General features: G+C 57.6%; 7 protein-coding genes. 3 read left to right on the top strand and 4 right to left on the bottom strand.

All coding sequences use genetic code 11. From position 1 onward, the window contains the following. Positions 1-99 precede the first annotated feature (99 nt). From pdxH to JO972_RS16515, 3 genes are all read right to left on the bottom strand, one after another. Positions 100-750: a pyridoxamine 5'-phosphate oxidase gene (pdxH, locus tag JO972_RS16525; RefSeq protein WP_309491197.1), complete on the bottom strand. Its 651-nt coding sequence runs from the start codon at positions 748-750 to the stop codon at positions 100-102. A 76-nt stretch (positions 751-826) separates the two neighbouring features. Next, entirely contained in the window at positions 827-1564 is a 738-nt protein-coding gene (locus tag JO972_RS16520; RefSeq protein ID WP_309491196.1) for a glycine-rich domain-containing protein, read from the bottom strand. Between the two features lie 205 nt (positions 1565-1769). Next, positions 1770-2390, bottom strand: coding sequence for an OmpH/Skp family outer membrane protein (locus tag JO972_RS16515; protein WP_309491195.1), 621 nt, complete (start codon positions 2388-2390; stop codon positions 1770-1772). Between the two features lie 182 nt (positions 2391-2572). Between JO972_RS16515 and panC the strand changes: the two genes are divergently transcribed. Continuing rightward, entirely contained in the window at positions 2573-3418 is an 846-nt protein-coding gene (gene panC, locus JO972_RS16510; RefSeq protein WP_309491194.1) for a pantoate--beta-alanine ligase, read from the top strand. Between the two features lie 31 nt (positions 3419-3449). Here the strand turns inward: panC and menD are convergent, their stop codons facing one another. After that, a complete protein-coding gene (menD, locus tag JO972_RS16505; protein WP_309491193.1) occupies positions 3450-5039 on the bottom strand; it encodes a 2-succinyl-5-enolpyruvyl-6-hydroxy-3-cyclohexene-1-carboxylic-acid synthase in 1590 nt (529 codons plus the stop codon). 560 nt (positions 5040-5599) lie between these two features. Between menD and JO972_RS16500 the strand changes: the two genes are divergently transcribed. Both JO972_RS16500 and JO972_RS16495 read left to right on the top strand, forming a co-directional pair. Next, entirely contained in the window at positions 5600-6874 is a 1275-nt protein-coding gene (locus JO972_RS16500) for an FAD-dependent oxidoreductase (RefSeq protein ID WP_309491192.1), read from the top strand. Positions 6875-6965: 91 nt separating this feature from the next. Further along, complete coding sequence (locus tag JO972_RS16495; RefSeq protein WP_309491191.1) at positions 6966-7997, top strand: MBL fold metallo-hydrolase; 1032 nt, start codon at positions 6966-6968, stop codon at positions 7995-7997. The last annotated feature ends 107 nt before the right edge of the window (positions 7998-8104 follow it).

Raw genomic sequence — 8104 nt, 5'->3', positions numbered from 1 at the left:
CTTCTGATGTTTGATACTATTGTTCATAAGGTGGTAGCATTCTACAGAAACCGTTGGCTCGGTCTCGACTACCTTCTCATTCAATCTTCGCTACGCCCATCACGGTGCCAGTCGCTCGATGGTCCAGCTATCGCCCTCGCGGGTGTAGCGGAAACGATCGTGCACGCGGCCTTTCCCTCCCTGCCAGAATTCGATGCGCTGGGGAATCACCCGGTAGCCGCCCCAGAAACTGGGCAGCGGCACATCGCCGCCTTGAAACTTGGCCTTGAGCTCTGCCATTTTGTTGAGCAGCAGTGCCCGGGAATCGATGACGCTCGACTGATCCGAAACCCATGCGCCGATTTGGCTCTCGCGCGGGCGGGAGGCAAAGTATTTCAGCGACTCCGCGGCGCTGACTTTTTCCACATCACCCTCGATGCGAACCTGTCGCTCCAACTGCAGCCATGGAAAGAGAATGGCCGCTTTGGGCAGGGCTTCGATTTCCTTGGCTTTGTCGCTGCCGTAATTGGTGTAAAACACAAAACCTTGGGCATCAAAAAACTTCAGCAAAACGGTGCGCGAGGAAGGATAACCATCGAGCCCCATGGTGGAGAGCGTCAGAGCATTCGGCTCGTGCAGCTGCGCCTCACGGGCCTCGGCAAACCATTGCTCAAACTGGGCGATCGGCTCCTCAGCAAGATCCTTGCGTCGCAGCACGCGGCTCCCGTATTCCTCCCGCATCGCGGCGATTTCCTCTTGGCTCTTTGACATACCCCTCTGTAACCCACGCGCCGCACAGGGTAAAGCCTGAGGCACCGAGATGCGTGAAGATTTTCGCTGCACCTAATCAATCACCGCCGCAGCCTCCGCCACAGCTACTGCCGCAGCTGGAATCGGAACCGCAGTCGTTACCGCAACTCGAGCCGTAACCGCCCCCTGAGCCACCACGCCCTCCGCCGCCTTTTCCCAGCTTGGAAATCAGCAGGACGACAACGATCACCGCGAGCACAATGATCGCCAACCATAATTCGCCATCGTCGCCCTGGGCCACAAGGTGGGTGCAACCCGCCAATGAAGTCAGGATCCCCACCGCCGCCACGGATTTCCACAGCGCACTGCGCGGCAGAACCCAATGTTTCGAAACGTCCACCAGACGCTGGTCTTTACGGGCAAAACGCAGCTTCGAGCTCGGCCAGATGTCCTCCGGTGGCGGACTGCCAAAATGCGCCTGATAGGTCGTCAGGGTGCGCTCATACCAATCGTGAAATTTCGCCCGCTCGTCGGCACCACCCTGCGTGGGTCCGTGATGCACCGGCTGCCCTAACACGTCTCGACAAAGCGCGTTCCAATACGAGCGGGTGTAGCAAAGGTGCAGGTGCCAGACTTGGTCGACCTCTTCCGATGGCGACACCGGGTGTCCGGCTTCGCAGCAGAGGTAGATGAAGCGTTTATACTCCTCGATCACACGCGCCGTGAACTCAGCCGACCAGTTATTTTCGCGAGCCAGCCGATCGCTGAAGGCAAATTGGGCGCCGGGATGATCGATGGAAAAAGCGGAGAGTTTGGACCAGAGAAGCTCGTTCATTGGCACAAAATGAAACGTTAGAGCGCTGCGATCAAGCCTGATGATTGACCGCAGCTCCATCGCCTGCCCGAGGCATCATGGCGCCACCTGTGCACGTGCACGGTCGCCGCCCTCTCAAGCCATTGAAACAGTCTAATCGACGCCAAAAAAAATGCCCTCTCCCACAAAGGGAAAGGGCATGGAAAAATGATTGAGCGCTGAGCAATTACTCAGCGGCTTCGGCTGGCTTTTCGGCAGCTTTTGGTGCGTCTTTGTTCAGCTCGGTCAACAGAGATGCGGTGATGTCAGTGGCATCTTTGGTGTAGAGCAGGAATGGCACCTGGTTGGCGCTGAGGCCGGATTTGTCTAAGACGAAGTCGAAGTCTTCCTTCTTGGAGTGATCGACGATACGCTGGCGGATCTCTTCGAGAATGCCCTTCATGCTGGCTTGTTTCTTCAGCTCGAGCGCGCGGGTGCGGCGACCGAGGAACTCGCGGCGCTCACGGTCCATGGCTTTGGCTTCGTCGAGCTTCAGCTGGAACTCACGGGACTTATCGCGCTTCAGTTTGTCAGAGAGTGTTGGGTCCTCAATTTTCTTCTTCAGCCCTTGCAGCTGCTCTTCGAGAGCGCGGATTCCGGCGAGACGTTCGTTGTTTTCCTTCTGGATTTTGGCGAACTCCTCACTGAACTTCTGCTGCTCGTCGGTGGTGCGGTGGTATTCTTTGAACAGCTTCTGCATGTCCACGGTCGCAATCTTCAGCTTCTGAGCTTGTGCCGATCCTGTGCCGACGGCGGTGACGATAGCCAGCGCGCAGAACATGGCGGAAAACTTAAGGTATTTTTTCATGATGGATTAATGTAACAATTCGGATGATATTGGGGGCGCGCCAGAGTTTGAAGCGCGGCGCAGCGCACGGCCAAGCTGCACCGAATACGATACCTCGTCAACTTTTATCCCGCTGGAAAGCAGCGCCGTAAAACGACCACTCTGAGCGCCCTCACCCATCATCCATCTAGTATTTCAAGAGCATGAACATCATCACCGAACCCACCGAAATCCCCCACTCCGCCGAACGCTCACCCCGCGTGCTGGTGCCCACCATGGGCGCCCTGCACGATGGCCACCTGACCCTGGTCAAGCGCGCACGCGAACTCGCCGGAGACGACGGAGAGGTGCTGCTGACGCTCTTTGTCAACCCCACCCAATTCAATAACCCCAGCGACTTGGAAAACTACCCTCGCACGATGGAGCGCGATCTCGAGCTTTGCCGCGAGCACGGGGTGGATCTGGTTTTTGCGCCCAAGGATGGCAGCATGTATCATCCGGACCACTCGGTAAACGTCACCGAAGACGCGCTCTCCTCCCGCCTCTGCGGAGCCACCCGACCCGGCCATTTCGCCGGTGTCTGCACCGTGGTGCTGAAGCTGTTCAACCTCACCGGATCAGACATCGCGGTGTTCGGTAAAAAAGATTTCCAACAACTCGCCATCATCCGGAGAATGGTGCGAGACTTGAATGTGCCGATCGTGATTGAAGGTGTCGACACCGTGCGTGAAGCGAGTGGCCTGGCGATGTCGTCGCGCAACGTTCGCCTCAGCGAAGCCCAGCGCAACGACGCCCCCCGCATTCGCAAGGCACTGCTCACCGCCCAGCAGGCATTCCATCACGGCGAGACTCGCCCCGACCAGCTGCTCGACATGGCGCGTCAAACCATCGAAGCCTCGGACGCCTGTGCAGTGATCGACTACCTCGAGCTGCTGGATGCGGAAAACCTGCAACCGCTGGAAAAAGTTACCCGCCCCGCCATCATTGCCACCGCCGTCTTTTACGGCGAGGTTCGTCTGATCGACAATATCGAGTTAGACGCGGAGTAAGGCGATGGCGAAGGCCGCTTAGTAACAGCCTCTATTTGAGCGCCTCGAATTTGGCCCAGAAGGTTTCCGTCTGGCGGCTGCTGGGGATGATTTCGACCACCGTGGTTTTGTCACCAGGTTCGAAATCAAAGCCCTCCATGCCATCGACACGGACATAGTCCATCTTCCACATCTTCGCCCAGGACTCAAACCCGTGCTCGTGTTCGTTGGTGACCAGCTCGGTCACTTCGGGATCCATCCCCTGCACACTGGGCAATCGGCTGAAGATCTGTCCTCCACCATTGTTGATCACCACCAGCATACGCCCTTGGCACTGCACCTGATCTAACAAGGCAGGAGCTCCCATGTCGTAGAGAGCCGTGAGATCTCCAAAGATGCCCCAAGCATTTTCCTCATCGGCCGTGGCTCCCAGCCAGGTGGCGATTTGTCCGTCGATACCATTGGCTCCGCGGTTCGCACGCACCAGTTCGTAAGGAAACTCACTCTGGGCGAAATCGTTCCACTCACGGATCGGCAAACTATTTCCCAAATACAGACTGCTGCCCATGGTGGCCATCACCGAGAGCATGCGCACCATGCCTGGCTCGCTTTCCGGCAGAGATTCTAACAATTCGTTCACCTTACCGCGTCGTTTGTTTGAGAGTTTCAGATGATCCATCGCGTCGCCCACCGATGAAATCTCACCGAGCGCACGCATGCAGCGACTGATATCGCCAGTAATCACCTGGCTATCGCGTGAGAGTCCGGCGTAGCCTGTGCGGGAAATCGACACCACCTGGACGGCTGGCAGCTCTTCAAGATCACGCCAATAGCGCCCCACCGGCACCTCACCGATGCGCAGCACGTAGGCTGGCGGGTTCTCGCGCAGCAAGCGATCGCCATCCACGAGAACCAACTTACCGAGTGCCTCGCGCAGGCCGCTTGTGCTATCGGCCAGAACCGGAGCGCCAAGGTCGCGCAGGACATGCCACACCTCTTCACGGTCCTCAGGCTCAAGCCCGCCCAACAGCACCACCATGCCCTTCCAGGCATTTTTGATGCAGTCGAAGACCGGGCTCATGTTGATATTTTCGCGCTGGGCTTGCACTTCCCCCACCCTGACCTTGGAGAGTCGGGCTTTCGCTTCGTTTTCCTCGATGCAAATATTCAGATGCCACGGCAGCTTGCCGCTCCAGCCGTCGAATAGTGTCAGGGTGTCCACCCATGCGATGTCTTCGCAGCCTTCAACGTATTTGGAAAAAATCCCCACGTGCTCAATCGCTTGAGGGGCTCCGGTGCCGCGGAAGCGCTCGGGACGATCGGCCGATACGATCACCAGCGGTCGCTGCTGGTAATGGGCCTCCACCACGGCGGGCAGCAGCTCGGCCACGGCAGTTCCGGACGTGGTGATCACCGCACAGGGAGCTCCGTTTTCCATGGTGCGACCAAGGGCAAAAAATCCTGCCGCACGCTCATCGAAGTGCGAGAACACCCGCACCTCACCGGCATCGCCACTCTCGGCATAATCGGCGAGAGCCGACACCAGTTCCAGATTCCTGGCTCCCGCGCAGACTACATATTCTTGAATGCCGGCTGCCACACAGGCGCCGACGGTATCGCTGATCCATCCTTTACTAGACACGCGCAAAGAGTGCTGGCGGATTTTGGAAGAAGCAAGACATGTTTGCGCGGATGACTGGTGAGTTCAGTATTCAACATCAGGTTTTAAAGCGGAGAGGTTCAGAAAGGAGTGAAATCGAGAATCTGTGATTTTCACTGTACCCATGCCCCCCCTTCTATCGTCCCGCTGCGACTTGAGATCTGTGGGGGGCTTGGGTTCCCGGGGTTTTACCCCGCGCTAGTTTCTTTCGACCCGCTGGGTCTGCTGTTGGGGGCTGCGGTTTTTGTATCACTGAGGGCTATGGAAGGTGGTGAAATGGCTAGGATTAATCTTATTGTCGGGGGTGCTTGAGCTGGCTAAATAAAAGGCAAGTGGAAAAGGCTAATCATGAAGGAGGACATTGGGCGATTTGCCCGAGGTGTCAGGGGCGTGGCACGAAGACCCTTCGGCTATCGGGTAAAGCGCGGCGTCTCTATCAGAACCAGCTGGATCAGTTTGAGAAAGCGGACGGCGTAGGATCCGTGCCGGTTCGGCCTAAGGGGCACGTGGAAGCCTGCTTGAGCTGTCGTGGATCTGGACTGATGACTGCTCATAGCCCTACCGTGGTGGATGCAGAGAACTTCCCTCACCTGGCGATCATTGGTGGTGGCATTGGAGGAGTGGCTCTGGCGGTGGCCTGTTTGCACCGTGGCATTCCGTTCACTCTGTATGAACGCGACCGCGGCTTTGCGGCCAGGTCTCAGGGGTATGGCCTCACTTTGCAGCAAGCGAGCAAAGCGATTGAGGGGCTGGGTGTTTTCTCCTTGGACGACGGAGTGATCTCCACCCTCCATCTGGTGCATACCACCGATGGCCAAGTGATCGGTGACTGGGGCATCCGAAAGTGGCTGCAGGGCGATGCCAAGAGCTCACCGAAGCGCACCAATGTACATATCGCGCGGCAGTCGTTGCGCCAGGCGCTGCTTGAACAGCTCGGGGGCGATGAACGGGTGCAGTGGGGGCATCAGCTGGTGGATTTTCAGGAAATTGATGCTGGCGGAGTGGATCTTAGTTTTCAAGTGGACGGCACCATCCAGCACGCCAAGGCGGACCTATTGGTCGGGGCCGATGGCATTCGCAGCTCGGTGCGCAGCTTACTGATCGGTGAAGACGCCTCCCCTTTGCGTTATCTGGGATGCATTGTCATTCTGGGTATTTGCCCCTTGGAAAATCTTGGTCGGCTTGAACATGACTTGTTGGATTCGGCCACCGTTTTCCAGACCGCCAATGGCAACGAGCGCATCTACATGATGCCATTCACTGCCGACTCGGTGATGTGGCAGCTTAGCTTTCCCATGCCGGAAGAGGATGCCAAGGCGCTCAGTGCCGAGGGTGCTCAGGCGCTCAGGGACGAGGCCTGTAAGCGATGTCAGTGGCACGATCCCATCCCCCAGATCTTAGCGACCACCGAAGCCGCGCAGGTGTCGGGTTACCCGGTGTATGATCGAGCTCTGCTGACGGCGGACTTGTTAGAGAAAGGCAAGCAAGTGACCTTGATCGGCGACGCCGCCCATCCGATGAGTCCCTTCAAAGGACAAGGGGCAAATCAAGCTCTGCTTGATGCGCTGGCGCTGGCGCGGGGCATCACCAAAGCGTGCGGTCCGAAGTCGCCGTGGCGGGAGGCTGGACTGCGAGCCAGCGTATTGACTGGGTTTGAAGCGGAGATGTTAAAACGAAGCGCCACCAAGGTGAAGGATTCCGCCGATGCGGCCGAGTTCCTGCATTCCGACATCGTTCTGCACGAAGGCGACGAACCGAGAGGACGCTGTTTGAAAAGAAAACCGCAGGCTGCGGACGACATGGACAGGCCTGGGTAGCTCGGGGCTTTCATCGTCAACACCTTCCAAAGCCACCCGAGTTAAGACGACATATCATTTGCATCGGCCTGATCCGTCCATAGGTTCCGCCATGATGAACAATGATCGTCGCTCCTTCCTCAAGCGCTGCTTCGGCACCTCCTGCGGATTCTCTGCGACCCTGCTGCTATCGCCCCTACTCGGTCGCAAGGCCTACGGGCGCGAGATGGAAGGCCAGAAGATTGGCGAAAAGCCCTTTGCCCGGATCGAGAAACTGCACGAGGGCGTCTACGCGCTGATTTCCACTCCCTTTACCAAAGGTGGAAAATCCGGCGATCTGTCGACCCACTCGAATGGCGGCCTGATCATCGGCAAGGACAAGATCCTGGCGATCGATTCCTACCGCACTCCGGCCGGAGCGGCTTACATGGCGGATGCTTGTCTTTTCCTTACGGGTCGATTGCCCACCCACGTGGTCAACACCCACTTCCATTTCGATCACCTCGGCGGCACCCGTGCCTTCATGCGTGGCGAAGCCAATCCGGTAGTCATCATGACCCAAACCACCCGCAAGCTGGCCTTTGAAAACTACAGCAAAACGGTGCCCCACCCGACCCATCCGGACCTCTCGGTCTCGGCGCTCAACAAGTGGGGAGGTTATCTATCGGACGCCTCGGCCATCATCACCAACGAGGAGAAAGCGGTGACCTTGGATCTCGGAGGCAGAACCGTGACCATCACCCCGATGAAAGGTCACACCGCCAGCGACCTGGTGATCACCGATGACCTAAGCGGCACCACCTTCGCCGGCGACCTCGTCTGGGACGGTATTTTCCCCAACTTCATGTCGTCCTCCCCGAGCCAGTGGATCAAATCGGTCGAGAGCATCGTAAAAAATACCAAAGGTCTGATCGTGCCCGGCCATGGCAGCGTGTGCAAAAACGACTCAGCCTCAACCCGATCGTATCGCCACCTGTTAGCTGAAATTGAAAAACACGCTCGAGCCAGCCGAGAAAAGGGAATCAGCTCCGACCGTGCCGCCAAGGACTTTCACCTTCCGGAATCGCTCGGCGACTACCGCTATTTCCGCAACGGCTTCCACGAGATGGCGATGGACGCCTGGTATCGTGAACTGGCTCAGTGAGGTGATCTGTGCCGTAGCGAAGATTGAATGAGAAGGTAGTCGAGACCGAGCCAACGGTTTCTGTAGAATGCTACCACCTTATGAACAATAGTATCAAACATCAGAAG

Source organism: Oceaniferula flava (genome assembly GCF_016811075.1).
GTDB lineage: Bacteria > Verrucomicrobiota > Verrucomicrobiia > Verrucomicrobiales > Akkermansiaceae > Oceaniferula > Oceaniferula flava.
Note: the sequence above shows the minus strand (reverse complement) of the source record. Positions and strands in the feature narration are given on the sequence as shown.

What these genes read in the sequence shown, in the direction of transcription:
- panC (WP_309491194.1), top strand. Translation starts at nt 2,573, where the DNA reads ATGAACATCATCACCGAACCCACCGAAATCCCCCACTCCGCCGAACGC.
- JO972_RS16515 (WP_309491195.1), bottom strand. Translation starts at nt 2,390, where the DNA reads ATGAAAAAATACCTTAAGTTTTCCGCCATGTTCTGCGCGCTGGCTATC.
- pdxH (WP_309491197.1), bottom strand. Translation starts at nt 750, where the DNA reads ATGTCAAAGAGCCAAGAGGAAATCGCCGCGATGCGGGAGGAATACGGG.
- JO972_RS16520 (WP_309491196.1), bottom strand. Translation starts at nt 1,564, where the DNA reads ATGAACGAGCTTCTCTGGTCCAAACTCTCCGCTTTTTCCATCGATCAT.
- JO972_RS16495 (WP_309491191.1), top strand. Translation starts at nt 6,966, where the DNA reads ATGATGAACAATGATCGTCGCTCCTTCCTCAAGCGCTGCTTCGGCACC.
- JO972_RS16500 (WP_309491192.1), top strand. Translation starts at nt 5,600, where the DNA reads ATGACTGCTCATAGCCCTACCGTGGTGGATGCAGAGAACTTCCCTCAC.